The organism is Cytophagaceae bacterium ABcell3, assembly GCA_030913385.1.
Lineage (GTDB): Bacteria > Bacteroidota > Bacteroidia > Cytophagales > Cytophagaceae > ABcell3.
The window spans coordinates 4,896,880-4,918,960 of record CP133159.1; the positions used below are offsets into that span (position 1 = coordinate 4,896,880).

At 38.7% G+C, this 22,081-nt stretch carries 19 protein-coding genes; 15 read left to right on the forward strand and 4 right to left on the reverse strand.

Annotated elements, in window-relative coordinates; all coding sequences use genetic code 11:
* Positions 1-5 precede the first annotated feature (5 nt).
* The 7 genes from RCC89_20120 to RCC89_20150 all read left to right on the forward strand — a co-directional run bounded on the left by RCC89_20120 (position 6) and on the right by RCC89_20150 (position 6,512).
* Entirely contained in the window at positions 6-803 is a 798-nt protein-coding gene (locus tag RCC89_20120) for a hypothetical protein (GenBank protein WMJ75445.1), read from the forward strand.
* A gap of 11 nt (positions 804-814) precedes the next feature.
* Complete coding sequence (locus RCC89_20125; protein ID WMJ75446.1) at positions 815-1,759, forward strand: YihY/virulence factor BrkB family protein; 945 nt, start codon at positions 815-817, stop codon at positions 1,757-1,759.
* 62 nt (positions 1,760-1,821) lie between these two features.
* Positions 1,822-2,343: a hypothetical protein gene (locus tag RCC89_20130; GenBank protein WMJ75447.1), complete on the forward strand. Its 522-nt coding sequence runs from the start codon at positions 1,822-1,824 to the stop codon at positions 2,341-2,343.
* Positions 2,344-2,368: 25 nt separating this feature from the next.
* Positions 2,369-2,851 carry a hypothetical protein gene (locus RCC89_20135; protein WMJ75448.1) on the forward strand — a complete coding sequence of 161 codons (483 nt, stop codon included), beginning with the start codon at positions 2,369-2,371 and terminating at the stop codon, positions 2,849-2,851.
* Between the two features lie 161 nt (positions 2,852-3,012).
* Positions 3,013-4,038 carry a hypothetical protein gene (locus RCC89_20140; GenBank protein WMJ75449.1) on the forward strand — a complete coding sequence of 342 codons (1,026 nt, stop codon included), beginning with the start codon at positions 3,013-3,015 and terminating at the stop codon, positions 4,036-4,038.
* A 1-nt stretch (position 4,039) separates the two neighbouring features.
* Positions 4,040-4,942 carry a helix-hairpin-helix domain-containing protein gene (locus tag RCC89_20145; protein WMJ75450.1) on the forward strand — a complete coding sequence of 301 codons (903 nt, stop codon included), beginning with the start codon at positions 4,040-4,042 and terminating at the stop codon, positions 4,940-4,942.
* Positions 4,943-5,057: 115 nt separating this feature from the next.
* Positions 5,058-6,512, forward strand: a complete 1,455-nt coding sequence (locus tag RCC89_20150) for a T9SS type A sorting domain-containing protein (protein WMJ75451.1) — start codon at positions 5,058-5,060, stop codon at positions 6,510-6,512.
* Between the two features lie 41 nt (positions 6,513-6,553).
* Here the strand turns inward: RCC89_20150 and RCC89_20155 are convergent, their stop codons facing one another.
* Together RCC89_20155 and RCC89_20160 are read right to left on the reverse strand one after the other, a co-directional pair.
* On the reverse strand, positions 6,554-8,377 hold the full coding sequence (locus RCC89_20155; protein WMJ75452.1) for an ABC transporter ATP-binding protein: 1,824 nt from the start codon (positions 8,375-8,377) through the stop codon (positions 6,554-6,556).
* A 172-nt stretch (positions 8,378-8,549) separates the two neighbouring features.
* Positions 8,550-10,217, reverse strand: a complete 1,668-nt coding sequence (locus RCC89_20160; GenBank protein WMJ75453.1) for a hypothetical protein — start codon at positions 10,215-10,217, stop codon at positions 8,550-8,552.
* 166 nt (positions 10,218-10,383) lie between these two features.
* Between RCC89_20160 and RCC89_20165 the strand changes: the two genes are divergently transcribed.
* The 8 genes from RCC89_20165 (at position 10,384) to RCC89_20200 (ending at position 18,168) form a co-directional block, all read left to right on the forward strand.
* On the forward strand, positions 10,384-11,691 hold the full coding sequence (locus RCC89_20165) for a polysaccharide deacetylase family protein (GenBank protein ID WMJ75454.1): 1,308 nt from the start codon (positions 10,384-10,386) through the stop codon (positions 11,689-11,691).
* Positions 11,691-12,656, forward strand: coding sequence for a GNAT family N-acetyltransferase (locus RCC89_20170; GenBank protein WMJ75455.1), 966 nt, complete (start codon positions 11,691-11,693; stop codon positions 12,654-12,656). The genes RCC89_20165 and RCC89_20170 overlap by 1 nt, the downstream gene beginning before the upstream one ends.
* Positions 12,626-13,267 carry a uracil phosphoribosyltransferase gene (gene upp / locus RCC89_20175; protein ID WMJ75456.1) on the forward strand — a complete coding sequence of 214 codons (642 nt, stop codon included), beginning with the start codon at positions 12,626-12,628 and terminating at the stop codon, positions 13,265-13,267. The genes RCC89_20170 and upp overlap by 31 nt, the downstream gene beginning before the upstream one ends.
* A gap of 173 nt (positions 13,268-13,440) precedes the next feature.
* A complete protein-coding gene (locus RCC89_20180) occupies positions 13,441-13,821 on the forward strand; it encodes a RidA family protein (protein ID WMJ75457.1) in 381 nt (126 codons plus the stop codon).
* Positions 13,822-13,847: 26 nt separating this feature from the next.
* Positions 13,848-15,392 (forward strand): glutamate--tRNA ligase, encoded by a 1,545-nt coding sequence (gene gltX, locus RCC89_20185; GenBank protein WMJ75458.1) that lies wholly within the window; start codon positions 13,848-13,850, stop codon positions 15,390-15,392.
* A gap of 12 nt (positions 15,393-15,404) precedes the next feature.
* A complete protein-coding gene (locus RCC89_20190) occupies positions 15,405-15,629 on the forward strand; it encodes a hypothetical protein (protein WMJ75459.1) in 225 nt (74 codons plus the stop codon).
* Positions 15,630-15,863: 234 nt separating this feature from the next.
* Complete coding sequence (locus RCC89_20195; GenBank protein ID WMJ75460.1) at positions 15,864-16,550, forward strand: phosphatase PAP2 family protein; 687 nt, start codon at positions 15,864-15,866, stop codon at positions 16,548-16,550.
* Positions 16,522-18,168: a glycosyltransferase family 39 protein gene (locus RCC89_20200; protein WMJ75461.1), complete on the forward strand. Its 1,647-nt coding sequence runs from the start codon at positions 16,522-16,524 to the stop codon at positions 18,166-18,168. The genes RCC89_20195 and RCC89_20200 overlap by 29 nt, the downstream gene beginning before the upstream one ends.
* A gap of 52 nt (positions 18,169-18,220) precedes the next feature.
* Here the strand turns inward: RCC89_20200 and otsB are convergent, their stop codons facing one another.
* Together otsB and RCC89_20210 are read right to left on the reverse strand one after the other, a co-directional pair.
* On the reverse strand, positions 18,221-19,018 hold the full coding sequence (gene otsB, locus RCC89_20205; GenBank protein ID WMJ75462.1) for a trehalose-phosphatase: 798 nt from the start codon (positions 19,016-19,018) through the stop codon (positions 18,221-18,223).
* A gap of 172 nt (positions 19,019-19,190) precedes the next feature.
* A complete protein-coding gene (locus RCC89_20210) occupies positions 19,191-21,893 on the reverse strand; it encodes a PAS domain-containing protein (protein ID WMJ75463.1) in 2,703 nt (900 codons plus the stop codon).
* Positions 21,894-22,081 lie beyond the last annotated feature (188 nt).

Below are 22,081 nucleotides of genomic sequence, written 5' to 3' on the forward strand. Positions count from 1 at the left end.
GGGCTATGGCTCTTATTTTATTCTTGGGCACGCTTAATGCAACAGCCCAGCAAAAAGAAATCAAATGGAAACATTTGTCTTCAATTAAAATCCCCCGGCCTCAGCAGGTTTCCATAGACAGGTATGGCTCCATATATTTAGCAGACAGAAGAGGAAATGTGCACAAGCTGGACACTTTAGGCAATACGGCTTTAACCTACTCCCCTAGACACAACAATGAAGTCTCTCTACTCGAAGCTTGGCGAAAAGTAAATATCTTTGTCTTTAACAGAAACTTTCAAGAATATGTATTACTGGACAGGTTTTTGACTGAAAGCCCTACCTACAGATTCAGGGGAGATATCGGTTTTGCACGCTTGGCAACATACTCAGCAGACAATAATTTATGGGTGATTGACGAAAAGGAGTTTTCCTTAAAAAAATACAACCTCCGTATCAAAAAAACAGAACTTAGCACACCGCTAGACCTCATTCTTAACCCTGATAATTATGAAATGACTTTTATTAGGGAGTATCAAAACCTAATCTTTATAAGCGACAAAAACTCCGGCATCTTGATTTTTGACAACATGGGCAACTATAAAAACAAACTCCATGCAAGAGGGGTAGACTTTTTTAGTTTCCGTGAAGACGAACTTTATTTCATAAAAAATAAAACACTTTTTATTTTAAACATGTATTCCGGTAAAGAGAAAATGATTGAACTACCTTCAGAGGCTAACTTTGACTTTATCTTGCTAAGAGGGAAAAAAGCTTACTGCTTTACTCAAAATACCATGGAAATTTTCTCTGTCAACTTTTAATAAAGAAAATTATGCAGCTTTTAAGTTTCAAGCAGTGGATAAAGATCTTTAAAGAAACGGCAGAAGAGTTTCAAAATGACAATACCTTTCATTACGCTGCCGCATTATCTTATTACACTATTTTCTCCTTACCACCCATAATTATCATCGTAATAACTGTATCTGGAGCTATCTTGGGAGAAGAAGCAGTTAAAGGAGAGTTATTTGCCAGCTTAGACAATCTTTTAGGTCCGGAGAGTGCCCAGCAGATCAAAGAAATGACAGATAAAGCTGCAGGTCTCCATAGCACAAGAATAGCCCAGATTGTAGGCGGTTTAACATTGATGATCACTTCTACAGGGGTGTTTGTGTCCTTGCAAAGCGCTTTGAATATAATATGGAAAGTTAAAAGCAAGCCCAAAAACAACCTTCTAAAAATGGCCAAAGACCGCATTTTATCTTTCTCCATGATCCTTACCATAGGTTTCCTGCTTTTGGTCTCCTTTTTGATCCATGCCATAATTATAGGTTTCTCTGCCATTCTGGACAAAATGCTTGGACATGCCACATTTGTAATACTACAGATTATCGACCTAGTTCTCCCATTGTTTATTACTACTGTACTTTTCGGACTGATATTTAAGGTGCTTCCAGACGTTCAAATTCGCTGGAAAGAGGTATGGGCAGGAGCGCTTTTTACTGCTGTTTTATTTACCCTAGGAGAATTTCTCATTAGCATTTACATGAGCCATGCCAATGTTTTATCTGCATATGGTGCCGCTGGAACAGTGCTATTAATATTGACCTGGGTCTTTTACTCGTCCAATATCTTGTTTTTTGGCGCAGAGTTTACCAAAGTTTATGCACGCACTATAGGGCAGGAAATTAAACCTGCACCTTATGCACTACGCTTAGAAACAAAAATAGTAGACAACACTCATACCGTTGAAACACAGAAAAATGTGACCAACATATAACAATTCCTTTCCGCCAGGGATTATATCTTTATAGATATCAATTGGAGGAAATGGAAGTGGGTATGAGAAATTTGATATTGGTTTTTACATCATTATGCCTATTGGCATCTTGCAATACCAACAGCAAAAGGTTTGTCAGTAATAAAACCAGCAAAGAAGCAGTAAACACCAAAGGATCTGCTTATGACGAACACATTACTAGAAAACGCATAGACTACGACACGCTGGCTGACAGAAATAGAAATAAGATTAACTTTATGGGAGCTAGTGGACCAGGAACTGGTAGGTCTTACGGAAGCTTATATTCTATGCAGGAAAGACTCAAAAGAACACCTGAAGATATAGAAAAGCTTAATGAAGAGGAGGCTGATTATTTTTCTGAATCAGAAGAGGCAGAAGAATTAGATGCTGAAAATGTGGGTACTGAGGAAACCCCGGCAGAAGCCGACACGCTTTCGGGCGACCACGACGAAACCTACGACTGGCCTGAAGAAAATGAAAGCACCGACCACTCCTTTGAGGAAGAAGAAGAGGAAGAATGGGAGGATGCTGACTGGGACAGTGAAGACTGGGACTGGGACTAAAATAAGTGGCGAATTTTAATGGAGAATGAAGATGAAGGGTATTTTAGCAGTAACAGTATTGTGCGCCTTACTGTATGGCTGTGGCGCACCTCCACAAACAGCAGGTCCAATACCTGCTATAGAAACAGGAGACAGGGTTCATACGCAGGAGATCGACCAGGAGAGGGTTTATAGCTCGGTTAGTCCACGGACTGAACAAAACCTTCCTCCTGGCCAGCAAGGTCCTACTGGGACAAACCAAGAGGAGGCTCGCTTTGGCCCCACCAATACATATGACACACGTAATTGGGAAGACACTTACGGCAGTGAGTTCGACCCGCACCAAAGAGTGCATATTTATGAAGGTGGGGGCACAAGTAAATATGGCCAATCGGGCAGTACAAACCCTATACAGCAACAAAGAAGGTACAGGGATGCCGAGGTTGAGGAAGAAGCCATAGAAGAATATGAGGAAGAGCAAGAGGAACGAGAGCAAATAGAAGCTGGCGAGGTTAGAGGTGGAAACTAATTAAACCTAGATTATGCATTAGAACTCTCTATTGAATAATCCAGGTTAAAATAGAGATTCTAAAAATTAAAGGCATCCTGAAAAGGGTGCCTTTTTATGCTTATAGAAATTATTATATTTACCTCAATTTAAGACAATATAGCAGCAACTATCTTATTTAAATGGTAAAGATCAGCAAAAAGAAAGTAATCTTTTCAGTAAAAAAACCACTGAGGCAGTACCTTGTAAACTATGAACGAGAGATAAAACTGCCCATTACTTATTTCGATCTTACCAGGTTCAATAGCAGTATACCACTTTTTGACAAAGACGATAAGGACACCTTTTGGGAAACGGTTTTTTATTCACAGTCAGAAATCCCATATGTTTACGAAGGACTAAAAAAGTCCTATGCGCTCTTAAAAACACAAGGCGATATGTCTGTGCTGGAACACCTATACATAGACAGAATTGACCTATGTGTGTTTGGAAATACCAAGCCTTTCCGCATCAGGATAGTCAATAAAATGAACGACAACTTTGACTACTTTTACATTAAAGTTGCCGATGCCTCCCGAATCTATGGCCTAGAATTAGAGCACCTGCTATCTCCCAATAGAATCAATTTCCTTTTAGATGGCGATACCTTAGTAGAGGAACATATAGTTGGAATACCTGGCGATATGTTTATCAAAGAATATTTAAACACGGGCATGATTAACAAAATAAGGCTCGCTAAAGAATTTGTGAAATTCAACGAAAGGTGCTTTGTCAGGCTGTTAGGAGATATGCACTCGGGAAACTATGTAGTGGAAATGATACCAGACTTCGAAGAAATTCACTACAGAATAAGGGCTATAGACTTTGACCAACAATCTTATGATGGCCGAAAGTTGGTTTATATGCCTCAATATTTTTCTCAAAACAACCCCATCATAGACATTGGCTTTAAGATATTGACTCCTGAGACTGTTTTGCAATATCAAAAAGAAGAAAGAGCCATGATTGCGGCCAGGCTAAAATCTGCAAAGTACCGCATCAAAGACTTAGGTGATGCGGTCATGCAAGACGAGATCTCTACCAAAGAAAACATAGAAAAGCTAAAAGTGGAGCTCGCTAAACATTATCAGGATGACGAGTTTCTATCGTGCAAAAATATGGGTTCCATTGTCAAAACAAGCTTCAGGATGCTTTTAAAAGAAGTATAACATGAAAAAGAAGGTAGTTTATTGGCTTAAGATTACACTTGGGTTTACCACAAGAGAAGCAAATGCCTTCATAGCGCTTTTATTGATCATTGCAGCCCTTGCCTCCGTTTCGCATATTCTGCCATATTTTTCAAATCCAGACTATCTTTCTTATAAAGAGGACAAACAAATACTTGATAGCCTCCTGCAAACTTTAGAAAAACCTGAAGCACAAGACCATAAAAGAAACAACAGCTATCCGTTAACCTCCTTCGACCCCAATGAAATTGAGGAAGAAGACTGGCTGCAAATGGGAATAGAGCCTGCTATAGCACAAAGGATAGAAAAATATAAACAGAAAGGTGGCGTATTTAAGGAAAAAGAAGACCTGCTCAAGATTTACAACTTTTCACACAAGGAATTTGAACGGATAAGCGATTATATATCAATAGACCTTAAAGAATCGAAAACCAATAAGCACAACCAGTCAAAGCAAGTTTTAACAGATCAATTACAAGCTACAAGTTTTGACATCAATTTATCGGATACTACTCAATTAAAGAAAATACCTGGTATAGGCCCTGTATTATCATCAAGAATCATAAAATATAGAAGGGCACTAGGCGGGTTTCACTCATTAGAACAGCTTTATGAGGTTTATCACCTCGACAGTGCTATTGTCCCAAAACTTATGGAAAGAGCTTTTGTAGCACCCAATTTCGAACCTGCTAAAATCAACATCAATACGGCAACTTATAAAACACTTGTCTCACACCCTTATATCTCACCGAAACAGGCATCTTTAATTGTAGCATACAGAAAACAGCATAAACTATATAAAGAACCCAAAGACCTGTTACAGGTAAAACCATTGGACAAGGATTGGCTGCAAAAAGTTGCTCCTTATATTAAAGTTGAAAAGTAACACTCCTCTCCCATTTCCAATTGCGACATTAAATAAATTAAGTATTTTGCCAAACAATTTCTTTTACAAATAGTCTAGCAGTTATTGGTTATATCTAACATTAGCTAAAAGACTTATGAAAAAGACTTACCTTATCTTAACACTGACATTTTTAGCAGTATTCGCAAATTCAGTTTATGCCCAGAAGTTAAAAAAAGGGAAACACGACAGAAAAGAGCATGAAATCCAAACCAAGTCCGGTCATTCTGTACAACAAAAAACAGCCATAGTGGAGTCGAGAAATGCTCCTGACGCAGAGTATGAGCTTCCGCAATCCAGTATGGACTCTGTATGGGTGGATGACCAGTGGGAACTGTCCAGCAGAACTTTTTATGAATATGATGAAAGCAGAAGGATCACCACTCAAACCATTCAAATATTGGTAGATGATGAATGGTTAAATGAAGAACAAGTGCTGTACACATATAATGACCAAGGAGAAACAGAAGAGATTATCTGGCAGGACTGGGAGGATGACGACTGGGAAAATAGAGAGCGATATTTATTCTTAAGAAATGAGCAAGGAGACCTATCAGAGGAGAGCCTTTTTGACTGGGATGGCAACGACTGGACATACACATCTAGTAGGCAGCACAGCTACACTTACCAAAACGGTCTAAGAATGTCAGAAGAAGTTGTAAGTTTTGACCTTGGGGCAGGGGAATTTCAATTAGTAGAAAGTTATGAATTTGACTACGACAATCAAGATAGAGTTATAACCGAACTTGCTTTCGGACAACACAATGATGACTGGGAACCATCTGCAAGAACACTCTTCCATTATGCCAACAATGAAGACGAAGCACCCGAACTTATAGAAGAGGAATATTATGATTTTGAAGAAGATAGCTGGATAAGTGCCGCAAGGTTCAGAGACATTTCATTCGTTACCTGGACCAATGACCCAGGAGAATATGAGCTGGAGTCGTTCTATTATGACGCGTGGAACGCCGAAGAGGAGGAATATGAGCAAGTTTATAGAGGTACAAGAACAGAGCAAGAACATGGTAGTTTCACGTATATTGAAGAAGTTTGGCTAGACGGAGAATGGGAAAATGATTTTAGATACTCTGAACATTATGACCAGCATGGCCACTATCGTGGGTTTGTGGAAGAGGAATGGAACGGCGATTGGAATATTGTAGCATCAAGTTTAATCAGCTACTATTTTGATGAGGCAGGGGAGCTACTACATATCATTACAAGGTTCTGGGATCCTGATGAGGAAGATTATGTTAATGATGAAAAAATAGGATTTAGAGAAGGTGTAGTGGCGAGCATCAGGACTCAAACCAAAACATTAGACTTAACTGCTTACCCTAATCCAGGAACAGGGATCTATACATTAAAAACAGAGGAAAAAGCTACTGCCATTTCCATTGCAGACATGAAAGGCCATCAAGTGAATGCGCTAGTTTCACAAGAAGACGAAGGCTACACAATTGACATACAGAACCTTCCTGATGGTATATATCTAGTAACTTTTATGACAGAAGACCATTCACAGGTACTCAGACTAATTAAGCAATAAGTATCTGAAAAGCAGGAAGCGTATGCTTCCTGCTTAACTATTTACTCTTCAAAAAGAGCACTTTTTGCATAAAGTTTATGATATACCCCTTTTGCAGCAAGCAACTCCTGATGGGTGCCCCGCTCACGGATAGTTCCTTTTTCAAGCACAATAATTTCATCAGCATCTACGATAGTGCTTAACCTGTGGGCTATGACTATAGAAGTCCTGTTCTTCATAAGTTTATTAAGCGCATCCTGAACCAGTTTTTCCGACTCAGTATCTAAAGCAGAAGTAGCTTCATCAAGGATTAATATTGGAGGGTTTTTCAATACAGCCCTGGCAATGCTTATACGCTGCCGTTGACCACCAGACAGTTTAACGCCTCTGTCCCCAATCGTAGTCTCATACCCATTGTCCGTTTCAACAATAAAGTCGTGGGCATTAGCTATTCGGGCAGCATTGACTACCGCCTCTTTTGACACCCCCTTCATTCCAAAGGCAATATTATTGAATATGGTATCATTGAAAAGCACAGGTTCTTGAGTCACGATACCCAAAAAACTCCTTAATGCCGTAAGCTCAATATTCTTAATAGAGGTACCATCAACCAAAATATCACCTTCTTTAACGTCATAAAAGCGAGGGATTAAATCTGCAAAAGTAGATTTCCCCCCTCCAGATGGCCCCACAAGTGCCACTTTTCGTCCTTTCTCTAGCGTCAAATTAATGTTTTCTAAAACAGGATCCTCACCATATGAAAACCCAACATTTTTAAACTCAATTTTTTCTTTAAACTCTTTAGGAACGATAGCACCTGGATTACTGATAATTTCCGGCTGAGAATCTATAACTTTAAGCACTCTTTCTCCGGCAGCAATCCCCCTTTGTAAAATAGCGATACTGTGCGTAATTGCTTTTGCAGGAGAAAGTACCTGAGAAAAAATAGCAATATAAGCTATAAAAGCTTCTGCGCTAAACTTGCCATTAAAAACCATACTACTTCCGTACAAAATAACAACAATGGCAATCAGCACACCTAAAACCTCAGACAAAGGAGAAGCCAGTTCCCGTTTGTGCATAATCTTGGTTATCAAACTCCTGATATATGAGCTTTCTCCATCAAACTTATTTTTTACAGCCCCGGAAGCATTAAACCCTTTAATGACTTTGATACCTCCTAAAGTTTCATCTGCAATATTTAAAACAGAGCCAAGGAAAAGTTGGCTTTGTTGTGACTGTTTTCTCAGGTTTCGCGCCAAGGTGCCTATCATAACCCCACTAACAGGCAAAATAATAATGGAAAACAACGTTAATTCTGCCGAAATAGAAAACAAGACCATAAAGTATCCAATAAACAGCAAAGGTTCTTTAAACGCCTGCATAGAGGTCACTATAGACTGCTCCACCTCTTGCATATCATTAGAAAGAATTGAAAGCAGGTCCCCTTTTTTTTGGTTGTGATGATAACTCAAATCATTGTCCACCAACCTTTCGAACAAGACCTTTTTCATGTTGTACATGGTATAGGTACGCATTTGATTGATGACTCGCTGGGCGGTATACCTAAAAAAGTTAGCAAAAAAAACGAAACCAAAGAGGACTGCACATACATACTGCAAAGCTGCACTTTTGCCCTGAGCCTCTATAATTACATACATATAGTAATTGAAGAGATCAATTAGGTAAGACCGCGATACTTCAGGATCTGGTTTTACCAGCTCATCAGGAATAGAATAAGTCTCAAAAAGCACACTTAGAAGCGGTATAAGAAGCGTAAAGTTTACAACCCCAAATATCACCCCCAACACGGCCAAAATAACGTATTTTGGTATATATCTCCTATAAGGTCGTCCAAAAGAAATAAGTCTGAGAAAGGTCTTCATTAATCTTTTTTAAATAAGCTACAAATTAACAATAGCCACGCTTGTGATAAAACATTAGCCCAAGTTTTTAATCTAAAATAAAACAATAGAGCTTACATTAGCTTGCACCGCACCGAAGTGCTGAAATAAAACGATTTTACTTGCTCTATTGCTCAGTAGCAGAAACAAAGCATCAAAAAGGATGGACACGTCTGGCGATGTTCAACCTAACACCTAACGATGCAAAGTGGGTAGAAGATTCAAATTCTTCCTCTTCACTGTCTGTTCTTCTATACAAATATCCTACATCAATAAATAAATTATGCCTCAACTGATACGAAGCATTTAGGCTAATGTACTTCAGGCTCGTTGCCACACCCTGTCCAATAGTATTGCCAAACTCCTGCTCGAAGGTAGAGTAGTCCAAATGAATATTTCCGCCCCAGTTCGTTCCAGCCGTGTCGGCGCCATATCGCACATAAAAACCTTTAGCCATAAGGTTTAAACGAGGAATCGGCTGATAGCGTATGATACCCAACAATTCATGAAAATTAGCTCCCAAAGGATGCGCTATGGGCTGGTTATAATGTGTATAGTTAGTAAAGCTATCGTAATGGGTATACATATATGGCCTCACAACATTTACCTCAAATTGAAAATCCAGGTTACTAATGCCAGCCACATCTATATATTTGAACCCTTGCTGATAGGCAAACTTGTTTCCCCACCACCCATTCCTTTCCCGGAGATGTTGAAGGTGAAACTCATCAAGCACCAACTGCCCATACAAAGAAAAACGCTGGAGGAAGTTCCATCTGTAGTCCAATCCCACTTTAACATTATCAGGACTTCCAACATGCTGCTCTATGGCCCTATAAAAAATAACAGGGTTCAGGTAATTGAGGTCAAATTGGCGTGCACTTCCAAGGGTATCATTCCGTCCTATAATTACTGATTCAAATATACCTATATTAAAGTTATCACTCACATTAAAGCTCAAGTGGTGCAAAGCCATGTATTTTTTAGGATACACATGGTCCCAAGGGAAAAAGCGTCCTCCGTTCAACTCCGCAAAAAGATTAGTGTAATTAAACCTCCAAAGTCGGGTATTAACTTTTAAGAAAGTATAATTCGGTGAAAAGTCCGATAGCACCAAAGAGCGATACCCATGACCGATAAAGTTTCTATCATGCCCAAATTGCAAAGCAATATTTTTAGTCGCATTAAAAGTGATATATCCACGGGCTTGCATAAAATCGACTCCGTGGTCCTTAAACAGCTTATAATAGCCTTCTCCCGGCACGGCATCTTGCTCTGCAATATACCTTCTGACGTAAAGAGGCCCAGCCATTTGATTTTCTGTAATCAATGAATAAAAACCTACTTTTTCATCAATCATTCCCCGCAGCTCTACACCACGGGTATTTATATAGGTAGTAACATCAGAAGCAGTTTCCCGTCCTCCGGAAAAATGAAAAACTGGACTAGCCCGAAGAAAAAAGTTATCAGACTGATAGTGGAAGAAATCTGGTTTAGTCCGGTACAGCCGTCGTAAAATTGGGCGCTCAGACTCCGGTGAGGCGAGTTCGGACCATTCCCAGTTATCATTTTGCAGATAGTCTAAATTAAACTTATCGCTTTTAGAAAGGGGCAACGTGTCTCGTTCTAGAGAATCAGAAAATTCAGCTATAGCTTTGGAAGTGTATGGCTGAAAAGTATGGTGATACGAATGTGAAAAACGCCCAGACCTGATCTCATAGCGCTCTGTTAAATGGTAATAGTCCTTATCGTATGGCACAAAAATACTTTGCCCTGACGCTATTTGACTTAAAAAACATAAACAGAGTACAAGTTTTTTCATCTGAGTTAAAAAGACATACCAAACAGGCCGTACAACATAGCGAAACGTAAATATTCATCTCCTAGCATTGCCTTGGTTTGTAAAAATAAGATTTTTCTGGGATTTACTTCCCTTTTGAGTTTTTTTACCTGTAACTTTATCCCTGTTAAACGACATTTATTTTTAAATGCTTTCAATATACGTAGAGGAAATAAACCCACGGATAGAGTACATTTTTAGCTTTATACTCAAAGACCTATTGAAGCTTCAGTTTGAGCTAACAGACCAAGAAAGCACTTTTCGAGAACACAAAGGTGCCAAAATGTCATATTCTTTTACTGCACCAGAAAATTCTCCGTTGCACTTTACTGCCACGAAACTACTCTTTGAAGACAAGATTAACGATCAACCCATTCAGATTTTCAATAAAGGTAGTGAAAACATAATATTTCCGGTAAATTCCGGCATATTTCCCTTTGACCCTTTTGCCGCCTCTTTTTACTTGGTAACCAGATATGAAGAATACCTCCCACATAAAAAGGATAAGCACAAAAGGTATATCCCGGAACAAAGTATTGCCTATAAAGGGGGCTTCTTGGAAAAACCGATTGTCGACATATGGGCCAGCAGGATAAAAGAAACACTGCTAAACCTTTACCCAAAATTACCTTTTGGAGAAAAACAGTTTTCCTTTTGCCCTACCCTAGATATAGATCACGCCTATGCATATCGTGGCAAAGGCTTGGTAAGAACAGCAGGCGCCTTGGCCATACGTCTGGCAAAACTAAAATTCCGAAAATTTTTCAACAGGCTTAGCGTGCTTTTGCACCTAAAGCAAGACCCATACGACTCTTACCAAAAGCAAGCGGACTTGCATGAAAAGTATAAGCTAAAACCTATATATTTTATATTGATAGGCGACTATGGGAAATTTGACCCTAACTCACATCACAAAAATCCTATCTTTCAAAAGTTAATAAAACATTTGCAAGGCAATTACCCCATAGGCTTACATCCCTCCTACCGTTCTAATTCTAAAAGATCCAGGTTAACAAAGGAGCGGAAAAGGTTAGAGTCCATTCTGAATGAAAAAGTCCATAAAAGCAGGCAACACTTTATCAAACTCACTATTCCCAATACCTACCGGGATTTAGTAAAAGAAGGAATTACAGAAGACTATTCAATGGGCTACCCTTCCCGGTCAGGGTTTAGGGCCTCTACTTCTAACCCTTTCTATTTCTTTGATTTGGAGAAAAACAAAACCACAAAGCTCAGGGTTCAACCTTTTGTAATCATGGACACCACATTAAAAATTCACTTAAAAATAAGGGCCAAAGACGTAGGTCATCATGTAAGACCATTAGTAAATGAAGTCAAAGCGGTAAATGGCCATTTTTCCTACATTTTCCATAATGAGTCCATAGGAGGTAAACGTCAATGGAAAAACTGGGGAGGGGTTTATGAAAAAATAATCAAGATTTGCCAGGAAAATTAATGCTACGCCTTCTAAAAAATAAAGAAATCAATATAGCCCTTTATGAAAAGTGCTTAGAAGAATCAGGCAACTGCTCTTTATATACTACACCTGCACACCTAGACATAGTTAGCCCTAACTGGAAGGCAATAGTCTGGCAAGAGCAAGAAAAATACCTAATGGTTATGCCTATACCTGAAATAAGCAAAATGGGGTTAAAGCTAATCATACAGCCATTTTTCACGCAACAGTTAGGCATTTTCCATATTCCAGGATTTCCCTTGCCCATAAAAAAAGTTCTAAGCCTCCTAGCCAATAAGTATCCATTTGTACATTATCAGTTTAGCAGCAAAAACCTTCCTTTGATAGAGGAAAACCTTGAAGGATTTTCATTAAAAAAAAGGACCAATTACATCCTCGACTTAAACAAACCATGCGAAGACCTTCAAAAAGCCTATAGTTCAAACCATAAACGGAACATACGAAAAGCTGAAAAAAACAACATTGTCATTAGCAAGAGCAATGATATTTCCACATTAATTGATATTTTTAAACAAAACCAAGGAAAAAAAATTAAAGAAGTTAAGGCCAAAAATTATGTCTTGGTAGAAAAATTGTTCGAGCATGCTTCTTCCAGAGGCATTGGCAATATTTATTTAGCAAAAAAAGAAGAGGAAGTAATTGCCGGCATCATGACCATTCACAGCAAATCCCGTATACATTATATATTCGGAACAACAAGCCCTGCTGCCCGGGAGTCAGGTGCTATGCAATTAATTTTTAACAAATTGATTCAAGACTATGCAGGAACCCCTGTTTTTCTTGATTTTGAAGGCAGTGATATCAAGGGAATTGCACGTTTTTTTGCAAGTTTCGGCGCATTACCTGAATATTACCCGGCAATTTATAAAGAAAGAATGCCACTATGGTTTTCTTTACTATTAAAAGTAAAAAAATGGTTATACTCTCTGAAAGCAACAGCATAGCAAACAGTTTTTTAGCAGAAATGCGCTCTGTAAACACCCAAAAAGACCCTTTAAGATTTAGGAGAAACATGGAGCGTTTGGGGGAAATCCTGGCCTATGAAATATCCAAAACCTTATCTTATAAAGTTAATTATATTACCACTCCATTGGGTATTGCACAAGCCAGTGAGCCAGAAGCACAGCCTGTCCTGGCCACGGTCTTGCGTGCCGGAATCCCTTTTCACCAAGGGTTCTTAAACTATTTTGACCGGGCTGAAAATGCCTTTGTGGGCAGCTTTAGGAATAAAACAGATGAAGAGACTTTTGACATCAAGACGGAATACCTCTCATCCCCTTCCCTTGCCGACAAAGTACTGATTTTAACAGACCCTATGTTGGCGACTGGAAAGTCTATGCAAGAAGCGGTGCTTCATCTAAAAAAATATGGGGAGCCTTCTTCTATCCACATCGCATCAATTATAGCTTCTCAAGAAGGGGTAGCACACATTCAAGAGACACTGCCAGATGCCCATGTATGGGCAGTTGCGGTAGACGACACCCTAAATGCTAAAAAATACATTATGCCAGGCCTGGGCGATGCAGGAGATTTGGCTTATGGTTCAAAACTATAAACCATGGCCTGCAAATTTCATCATTAACCCAGTGCTGAACTATGATACTTCAGAACCATAATCTAGCATTGGTTTAATTTTAAAAAGCATCAGGTGAAGTCCTAGAATTGAACATTGATTATAATTTATCCTTTATTTTGCCTAATTTTGAAGAAAATAAAAGTCCTATTTTTATGAGCAGACAGATAATAGAAAGCAGCAATGCACCAGCACCTATAGGTCCATATAGCCAGGCAGTACTGGCAGGAAACACACTTTTTGTATCAGGACAGATAGCCCTTGACCCACAGTCAGGAGCATTAGTACAAGACGATATTGTTAAAGAAACCCATCAGGTAATGAACAACCTTAAGGCTATTTTAGAAGAAGCAGAAATGAGCTTTAGCAATGTGGTCAAGTGCAGTATTTTTGTCAAAGACTTAAACAACTTTGTCACGATCAATGAGGCCTACGGTGAATACTTTACCTCAGTGCCTCCTGCACGTGAAACAGTTGAGGTTTCAAGACTACCAAAAGATGTAAACGTGGAAATATCCTGTATTGCAGTAAAATAAGGACTCCAGTTAAACAACGAAATTGAATGGAAAAGGAAGTAAGAGTCAGATTCGCTCCCAGCCCTACAGGGGGGCTTCATATAGGCGGGGTACGTACCGCATTGTACAACTATCTTTTTGCCAAAAAGCACAACGGCAAAATGATACTTCGGATTGAAGACACCGACCAGAGCCGTTTTGTGCAAGGCGCTGAAGATTATATTTTTGAAGCGCTTCAATGGCTTGGTCTAGAACTTGACGAAAGCCCGCGCAAAGGAGGCCCATATACTCCGTACAGACAATCTGAGCGTAAGGAGTCGTACAAAGAGTTTGCGCAAAACCTAATAGATGCAGGCCATGCTTACTATGCATTTGACACTCCTGAAGAATTAGACGCTATGCGTGAAAGGCTTAAAGCTGCAAGGGTAGTAAGCCCACAGTACAATGCCATTACACGCATGACTATGAAAAACTCCCTTACCCTTCCTGAAGATGAGGTAAAGAAAAGAATAGAATCAGGAGAACCCTATGTTATAAGGCTTAAGGTACCTAGAAAAGAAGAGATACGTCTGAATGACCTAGTAAGAGGTTGGGTCATGTGGCACTCCTCTACATTAGACGACAAAGTCTTAATGAAGTCTGACGGTATGCCTACCTACCACTTAGCCAATGTGGTAGACGATCATTTGATGAAAATATCCCACGTTATCCGTGGAGAAGAATGGCTACCCTCTGCACCTTGCCACATTCTACTATATAAATATTTAGGATGGGAAGACTCCATGCCGGAGTTTGCACACCTTCCTCTTTTGTTAAAGCCAGACGGAAACGGCAAGCTTAGCAAAAGGGATGCAGAAAAACATGGATTTCCTTTATTTCCATTAGAATGGAAAGACCCTGCCACTGGAGAGACGGCACAAGGCTTCAGAGAAGATGGTTATTTGCCAGAAGCTGTTATAAACTTTTTAGCCTTTTTAGGCTGGAACCCAGGCACTCACGAGGAACTATTTACACTAGAAGAGCTGATCGATGCTTTTTCTGTGGAAAGAATTGGAAAATCAGGCACAAAATTTGACATAAATAAAGCGAAGTGGTATAACCAGCAGTACATTAAAGATAAACCAGACAGGGAACTTTCTGGTTATTTAATAAAGGCGCTGGATGAGCATAATATCGCTTATACCGCTGAAAAAGCAGAGCAAGTATGTAGCCTGCTGAAGGACAGAATAGTATTTCCGAACGATCTTTGGCATGACGGCAAGTATTTCTTTGTAGAACCTGACTCCTATAACGAGTCTGTTGTAAAGTCAAAATGGACTAGTGAGGCAGTACAGGTCATAACTGAATTTAGAGATGTTCTGGCTCAAAAAGATTCTATAAGCGCAGAAGAAGCAAAACCATTGCTTATGGGTATCCTTGAGAAAAATAAATTAAAAATCGGTAAGGTTTTGCCTGCGTTAAGGCTGGCCATTACAGGAACCGGCTCTGGGCCAGACCTAATGATGATCATTGAAATACTTGGTAAAAATGAAGTGCATGCTAGAATCGAGAAAGCCTTGACTGTCCTTAGCAATAAGGTAAAAGTTAGCTAAACTTGATTATTTATGGCAAAGAAAAGTGCATCTAAAAAACAACCAAAAGTTAATCCAGATTTAAATGGATTCAGCATTCAGGTAAACACCTTCGGGGAAATAGTTTCTAGCTATAACCTTGATGAGATAAATAAATTCCTGGACAAAAATGTTGATGACAAAAAACTTAAAAACAGGATTGACTCAAACCCTGAAGAAAATTCAGGCGACATTTCTCATTTTAAAAAGGAACAATAATAACAACAAATAACGTTTTTCGGGCTGAAGGGAATCCTTCAGCCCTTTTTTTATCCATATAAATAAAAAGGGCTATATTGTATAGTATAGTACAAGGTCAAGCATAAACTTACTGGCGGTCGAATAGCAAGTTATAAGCCTGGATTATACAATCCGCGACCCCCTAAAGCCTTTGCCTGCAACTAACACTATTCAAATTTTAATATACCTGACCTTAATAATAAAAATATGTTTTTGGATCATATCAACAAGATTAAATATTACCTCACCATTGCCATATTTTTTTGGCTAATAGGCTCTTTAGCAATTATACTAATACCCAAAGGCGAAATTTCTTTGTTTGTCAATCAATACCACCACAGTTTTCTGGACAAGCTATTTATAGGAGCCACCTGGGTCGGAGAAATCTGGATAACTTTAGCCATAGTTTTTGGGTTAATACTGTTCTACAACATTCATACAGGTATTGGCATCGGTATTATTATGGCATTGACAGGACTAATTATACAAGGATTGAAAAGGCTGGTTTTTACAGATCATATGAGGCCAGGGGCTTTTTTTGGAGAAGAGGCCGGTATACACTATATAGAAGGTCTGGAAATACACACAATGTACAGCTTCCCATCTGGCCATACAACTGCCGCTTTTACACTATTTACCCTTCTTGCATTATTGGCCAAACAAAAGAAGTGGCAGTTTGCGCTCTTTTTCACAGCATTAATGGTAGGGTTCTCAAGAATATACTTGATCCAACATTTTTTCATAGATATTTATGCTGGTTCAATGCTGGGCATAAGTTTAGCGATCGTTTCATTTTATGTTTTCAATAAATATTTTCCAGCAAAAGAAGGAAGTGTAATCAACAAGCCATTGATCAGATTAGAAAAAAAGAATGACCATACTGCACAAGAAATATACTAATATAGCTATAGTTTTTGCAGCAGCGGTTCTGTTCATACCATTTCTGGGCAATCACCATTTATTGGACGGGTATGAAACCATATTTGCTGAAGCTGCCAGAGAAATGCTTGTTACTGGCAACTACTTATCCCCTCAGATAAATTTTGAACCAATGCCTGACATGCCTCCTCTTTTCATATGGATGCAGGCCATTTCCATGAATATTTTTGGGATCAGTGAATTCAGTGCTAGGTTGCCCAATGCCTTAGCTGGCATAATCACGCTTGTATTATTGTTCTGGCTTGGTCAAAAGTTTTTTAGCACCCGCTTCGGTTTGTTCTGGGTTATTGCTTTTGCAGGTTCATTCTTGACAAGTCTTTACTTTAAATCAGGATTGGCAGCTCCGTGGAACAACCTTTTTATCTTTTTAAGTATTGTCAGTCTAATTGTTCACTCCAGTCTTAGTATAAACTTTTACTACCAGCGCCTGCAAATGACTTTTTTAGCAGGCGTTTCTCTAGGATTAGCAATGCTAACACAAGGCCCTTTAGCAGCCTTTATTGTACTTTTTTCACTAGCTACCTTTATGATGGTACGAAGAACGTGGCGGCTTTTCTCTACACAAGAGGCTTTATTGTTTTCTTCATCTATTCTGGCTATTGTTATTTTTTGGGCTTTTAGTCAATCTATCCTTTATGGATCATCCTTTGTGAAAGATTTTTTCTTAAACGATGTCAGCGTATTCCTTTCCCTTCTTACCCATAAAACCTATTTTTACCACTGGTTAATTATCATAGCCGGTAGTTTCCCTGCTTCAATTTTTGTTATCAAAGCCTTGCGCAAGTTCTATTCGGACAATGTCGTCCAAAACAATTTCCGCGTTTGGATGATCATTTGCTTATCAATAATATTCATCTTTTTTTCATTTATAGAGGTAGGTTCACATCATTATCTATCCTTCTCATATTTCCCTATAAGTTTCCTTGCTGCTTATACTTTACATAAAGCAAGCCACCGGAGAGTTTACTTCCGCAGGTTTATTCCCCGAGCTGCACTGGTAATAGGTGGGACCATTTCTTTTTTCTTCATTGCTGTTCCCTTAACAATGAAATTCAAATCTCCTATACTCGAAGCATTGGCGCACCATGTCAACAATGATTTCACCTATGCGTTATTAGCAGCAGAAGTCGAGTGGAGTGGTTGGGAAGTTATACCAGCTATATTATACTTAATTGCCATCGTCTTATTTTTCAAGTACTTTCATACAAACATTATCAAATGGAGCTTAATTTTATTTTTTGCCACTATCCTTGTAATGCAAAGCTTCCTTTTGACCATTATGCCTAAAATAGAACTCCAAGTACAAGGAGCAAAAATAGAGTTTTACAAGTCAGTAGCACACGAACAGGCTACAATTAAAACCTACGGTTTTACAAGTCATGCCAGTTTATTCTATGGGAATGCACAGCCTACGCAAGCACCAAAAAAACCTCAAGCAGACCTAATTAAAAACCCAGTCCAGAAAAACCCTACTTATCTATCCACCAAAGTAACCCACAAAAGGCGCTTTGAAGAAGACCCGGATTTTGAAGAACTATACGAAAAAAACGGATACGTTTTTTATAAAAAGTTGAAATAAAAAAAAGCCTGTTTTTGCAGACTTTTTTTTATTTTGTATTCCCTTAATGAGTTTAGTTTTTTAGCACATCCAGAAGAGCTACAAGAAAATCATAAACCTCATCTGTGTTATTTAATTTGTAACCAGCGGCAGTTTCTTTTCCATGGTCGCCTACCAAAACACCAGTCCCCCTGTCTGTAAGGGTTTTAAAAGCATCTTCGTCAGTCATATCATCACCTACATAAATAGGATATATATTATCTGCTGTAGCCACTTTGTCAATAAGGTACCATAAAGCCTTGCCTTTATTCCAGTCGAAATTAGGCTTTAGCTCCATAATCATTTTTCCTGGTCCTGCTTTCAGACAAGGGTTCTTTTTAAGAATACAGTCAATTGTTTTTAGAACTTCTGGCACATTTTCTTTATTGACATGGCGATAATGTACCGCAATGGCAAATTTCTTTCTTTCTACCCGGGCACCATCCACCTCAGCAAAAAGTTTTTTCAGTTCTTCCTCTGCAGCATCCAGAGAAGGTAAGCATTCCACGCCTTTCTCATGGGCCATTTCTAAGTCAGGTCCAGCAATATCGTACCCGTGGCTGCCTGCATAAATTAAGGAAGGAAGCGCTACTTTATTTTGTACATCTGCCCTATCCCTACCACTGATAATGCCAACAAGGCAAACTTTGCTCAGGTCATCCACCACCTGTTGCATTTTTGGGTCTAGGGTAGCCTTATTAGGGTCATCCACTATCGGAGTCAAAGTTCCGTCATAATCCAGAAAGATAGCGGGTTGGTATTTATTAGAGTTTTCGGAAAGATATTCAGGTAAAGAAAGTGCAGAAGGCAAGCTTTCAGCGTAAGATTTCATTAAAATTATTTTTGACAATATTTAACACAATATACACAATGCCTAAAGTTAGTAATTTCTACTAAGACCTTAGCATAACATGTACTTTCTTAATTAAGTTTTACGGCAAAGTATATAAAAACCTATTTCAGTTGTGGAAACTAAATTTTTAAACCAGACAAAGGTCATTAGATCATTTTTTAATAAAAATATTAAAGGTTGTTCCTTCTCCTACCTTGCTTTTAACTTCTATATACCCTCCATTGTTTTCAATAATCCTTTTCACAATAGCCAGTCCAACCCCTGACCCTTGAACGTGTTCATGTATTCTTTTGTACATAGCAAACAGCCGATCTTTATCTTCCTCTCTAATACCCAACCCATTATCTTTTATAGACAATAAAGTATAACCCTCTTTTACATGGTCGGTAAACACCTCAACAACAGGATCTCGATCAGGAGATTTGTATTTAATTGCATTAGACAAGAAATTATAGAAAATGCTCCGAAGGTTTTTGGGAGACATGAGTACCTTAGGAACTCTGGAGAAATCATAAGAAATTTTTGCAGATGAACGTGCAATCAGATCAATAAGGTCTGCTTCAACATCATGAAACACATCTTCAAATTTAATACAAGACTCGTTCAATTTCCCTTCAGCCTGAGCCTGGCCAATAGCAGCCAAGTCTTGCAGATTCTTTTTGAATTTCTCTACAGCCAAATCCATCATGTCCAATACGGCCATCAACCCTTCCTTGCTTGAGTCTTCGGCTTTTAATTCTTCACGTAAGGCACCTACAAGCCCTTCTATATTATTTATCGGCGCTTTCAAATCATGAGAGGCTGTGTAAACAAATGTATTAGAGTCAGCATTGGCTTTTTTAAGCTCCTCATTTGCATGCAAAAGCTCTACGGTTCTCTCTTTGACCTTTCTTTCAAGCTCATAGTTAGCCCTGCTAAGCTTTTCTTCAATCTTCTTTCTCTCAGTCAAATCGTGCAGCGCACCCAAAACCCTCACCGGCTTGTTATCTCTGTCAAAAATAACTTTGGATTTTGAAGAGATAAACCTTTCAGTATTATCAGCTCTAATAATCCTGAATTCATTTTGAAAAGGGCCCGGTTTTATATAAGCTTCGTCAAACAATCTTTTGATAGCTGGAAAATCTTCAGGGTGTATATACCTTGAGTGAGTTTCAAAGGTAATCTTCTCACCCTGTGGAATACCACAAATAGCATACAATTCAGGCGTCCATTTGACTTTGTTGTTAATGAGATTCCATTCAAAACTACCTGTATGCGACAAAGCCTGAGACTCCAAAAGCAAGGTCTGCATGTTTTGCAACCGTTCCTCTCTACGCTTCCTTTTTGTAATATCTATGAGAGATCCATTCAAACTTTTCGGGTTCCCATTTTCATCATACCTTATTTTTCCTCTTGCAAGTACTTTTTTGACACAATTATTGGGAAATAAAATATCGTACTCTATTTCATAAGGTATATTATTTTCTATTGCTTCCCTCATTTTATTCCTCAAGCGCTCTTTATCCTTGGGGTGCACACGCATAAAAACATCTTCAAAAGAAATCTCTTGGTCAAGGTCAATTCCATATATCTGGTAAGTTTGTGGAGACCAAGTAATGGAATTGGCCTGCAGATCCATGTTAAAGCTACCAACATTCCCAAGCTTCTGACTATCAAGAAGAATATTTTGCAGACTCTTAATTTCATCCAATGTAGCGGATCTTTCATCATGCACATCAATGATCGTCCCTACCCAAAGGTCAATGTTTTCCTCTCCATTGGACACAGGCCTGATCCTAGAAATATTCCAGCGGTAACTTTTATAATTAACATTAAACAACCTAAGCTCTACCTCCACTTCCTTATGGTTATCAACAGCGTCTTTTGTGTTTTTTATGGCCAAATCAACATCATCGGGATGCAGCATTTCTAACCAGCCCCTTCCTTTTCCCTCTCCAATAGATTGCCCAGTATATTCACGCCACTGGTTGTTAAAATAAACGATCTCTCCCGAAGAATCGGTAGTATAAGCTATGAGCGGCAAAGTTTCTAACACATTTTGAGAAAAGCTAATACTCCTTTGAAGGGCTTCCCTTTCTTCTTTCTCTTTGGTAATATCTTTAAAAAAAAGAATTACCCTACGCAAGCTATCCTTTTCAAAATCGACCTTTGAAACCACCACACTCACTACCCGTATCCCTTTATCAGGAAATTTATAGCACATCTCAAAATTTTTAAAAGAAAAGTGGTCTTGAAAGTCGCCTACAAGAAGGTTCTCTATTTCATCGCCATTGCCATCATTATACCTCTTTAAACCACGTAAAACCTTTAGAAAACTATTTTCTGAATTATTGATACTAAAGTCACTATAAAAAGCAGCATTAGCTTTCACTATATCCAGTTGATCGTCTATAACAACAACCGGGTCTCTGAGCTTTTCAAGTATTGCTTCAGCAAGTTGACTTTCCTCTACATACTGCTCAAGTATTTTTTGATCATTTATGTCAACAATGTTCTTAATGAAGAAGATATTACCGTCAGGATCCTTAGCTAGCAATATTTCCCCTTGAGTCCATACAGGATAGCCACTCTTATGCAAGAGGTAATTATTATCTGACGCAGAACCTTCCTGAACAGCTTTATCTAATTCGTGAAAAGGTCTATTATTGCGACGATCTTCTTCACTAAACAAGATTTCAAAATGCTTCCCCTTGAGATCTTCAGGCTTGTACCCATAAGCATTGAAGAATGCGGAATTGCATTCTAAAATCCGGCCTTTATGATCCAAAAGCAACAATGAGTTTTCTTTTGACTTGCCTAGAAGCGCATCAAAGAAGAGGCTTTTATCTACCTTACTGTGTTCTAAAAATTTCATAGTTGGCATTTAATATAAAAAAAATAACAGCAGTGTCGGCAAAAGGTTAAATTTTATCAATATTTTATAAGCACAAAAGCTAACTTCCCGTTTTAGGTTTAGCAAAAGATGATTGCTATAGGTAGGCCATACTTGCAACTAAAAAGTACTAGTGGTAACTTGTAGTAGTTTTTACAAAGGCCACTTTT

What these genes read in the sequence shown, in the direction of transcription:
- RCC89_20140 (WMJ75449.1), top strand. Translation starts at nt 3,013, where the DNA reads ATGGTAAAGATCAGCAAAAAGAAAGTAATCTTTTCAGTAAAAAAACCA.
- RCC89_20130 (WMJ75447.1), top strand. Translation starts at nt 1,822, where the DNA reads ATGAGAAATTTGATATTGGTTTTTACATCATTATGCCTATTGGCATCT.
- RCC89_20160 (WMJ75453.1), bottom strand. Translation starts at nt 10,217, where the DNA reads ATGAAAAAACTTGTACTCTGTTTATGTTTTTTAAGTCAAATAGCGTCA.
- otsB (WMJ75462.1), bottom strand. Translation starts at nt 19,018, where the DNA reads ATGAAATCTTACGCTGAAAGCTTGCCTTCTGCACTTTCTTTACCTGAA.
- upp (WMJ75456.1), top strand. Translation starts at nt 12,626, where the DNA reads ATGGTTATACTCTCTGAAAGCAACAGCATAGCAAACAGTTTTTTAGCA.
- RCC89_20200 (WMJ75461.1), top strand. Translation starts at nt 16,522, where the DNA reads ATGACCATACTGCACAAGAAATATACTAATATAGCTATAGTTTTTGCA.
- RCC89_20135 (WMJ75448.1), top strand. Translation starts at nt 2,369, where the DNA reads ATGAAGATGAAGGGTATTTTAGCAGTAACAGTATTGTGCGCCTTACTG.
- RCC89_20180 (WMJ75457.1), top strand. Translation starts at nt 13,441, where the DNA reads ATGAGCAGACAGATAATAGAAAGCAGCAATGCACCAGCACCTATAGGT.
- RCC89_20120 (WMJ75445.1), top strand. Translation starts at nt 6, where the DNA reads ATGGCTCTTATTTTATTCTTGGGCACGCTTAATGCAACAGCCCAGCAA.
- RCC89_20145 (WMJ75450.1), top strand. Translation starts at nt 4,040, where the DNA reads ATGAAAAAGAAGGTAGTTTATTGGCTTAAGATTACACTTGGGTTTACC.
- RCC89_20165 (WMJ75454.1), top strand. Translation starts at nt 10,384, where the DNA reads ATGCTTTCAATATACGTAGAGGAAATAAACCCACGGATAGAGTACATT.
- RCC89_20170 (WMJ75455.1), top strand. Translation starts at nt 11,691, where the DNA reads ATGCTACGCCTTCTAAAAAATAAAGAAATCAATATAGCCCTTTATGAA.
- RCC89_20150 (WMJ75451.1), top strand. Translation starts at nt 5,058, where the DNA reads ATGAAAAAGACTTACCTTATCTTAACACTGACATTTTTAGCAGTATTC.
- RCC89_20210 (WMJ75463.1), bottom strand. Translation starts at nt 21,893, where the DNA reads ATGAAATTTTTAGAACACAGTAAGGTAGATAAAAGCCTCTTCTTTGAT.
- RCC89_20125 (WMJ75446.1), top strand. Translation starts at nt 815, where the DNA reads ATGCAGCTTTTAAGTTTCAAGCAGTGGATAAAGATCTTTAAAGAAACG.
- gltX (WMJ75458.1), top strand. Translation starts at nt 13,848, where the DNA reads ATGGAAAAGGAAGTAAGAGTCAGATTCGCTCCCAGCCCTACAGGGGGG.
- RCC89_20155 (WMJ75452.1), bottom strand. Translation starts at nt 8,377, where the DNA reads ATGAAGACCTTTCTCAGACTTATTTCTTTTGGACGACCTTATAGGAGA.
- RCC89_20190 (WMJ75459.1), top strand. Translation starts at nt 15,405, where the DNA reads ATGGCAAAGAAAAGTGCATCTAAAAAACAACCAAAAGTTAATCCAGAT.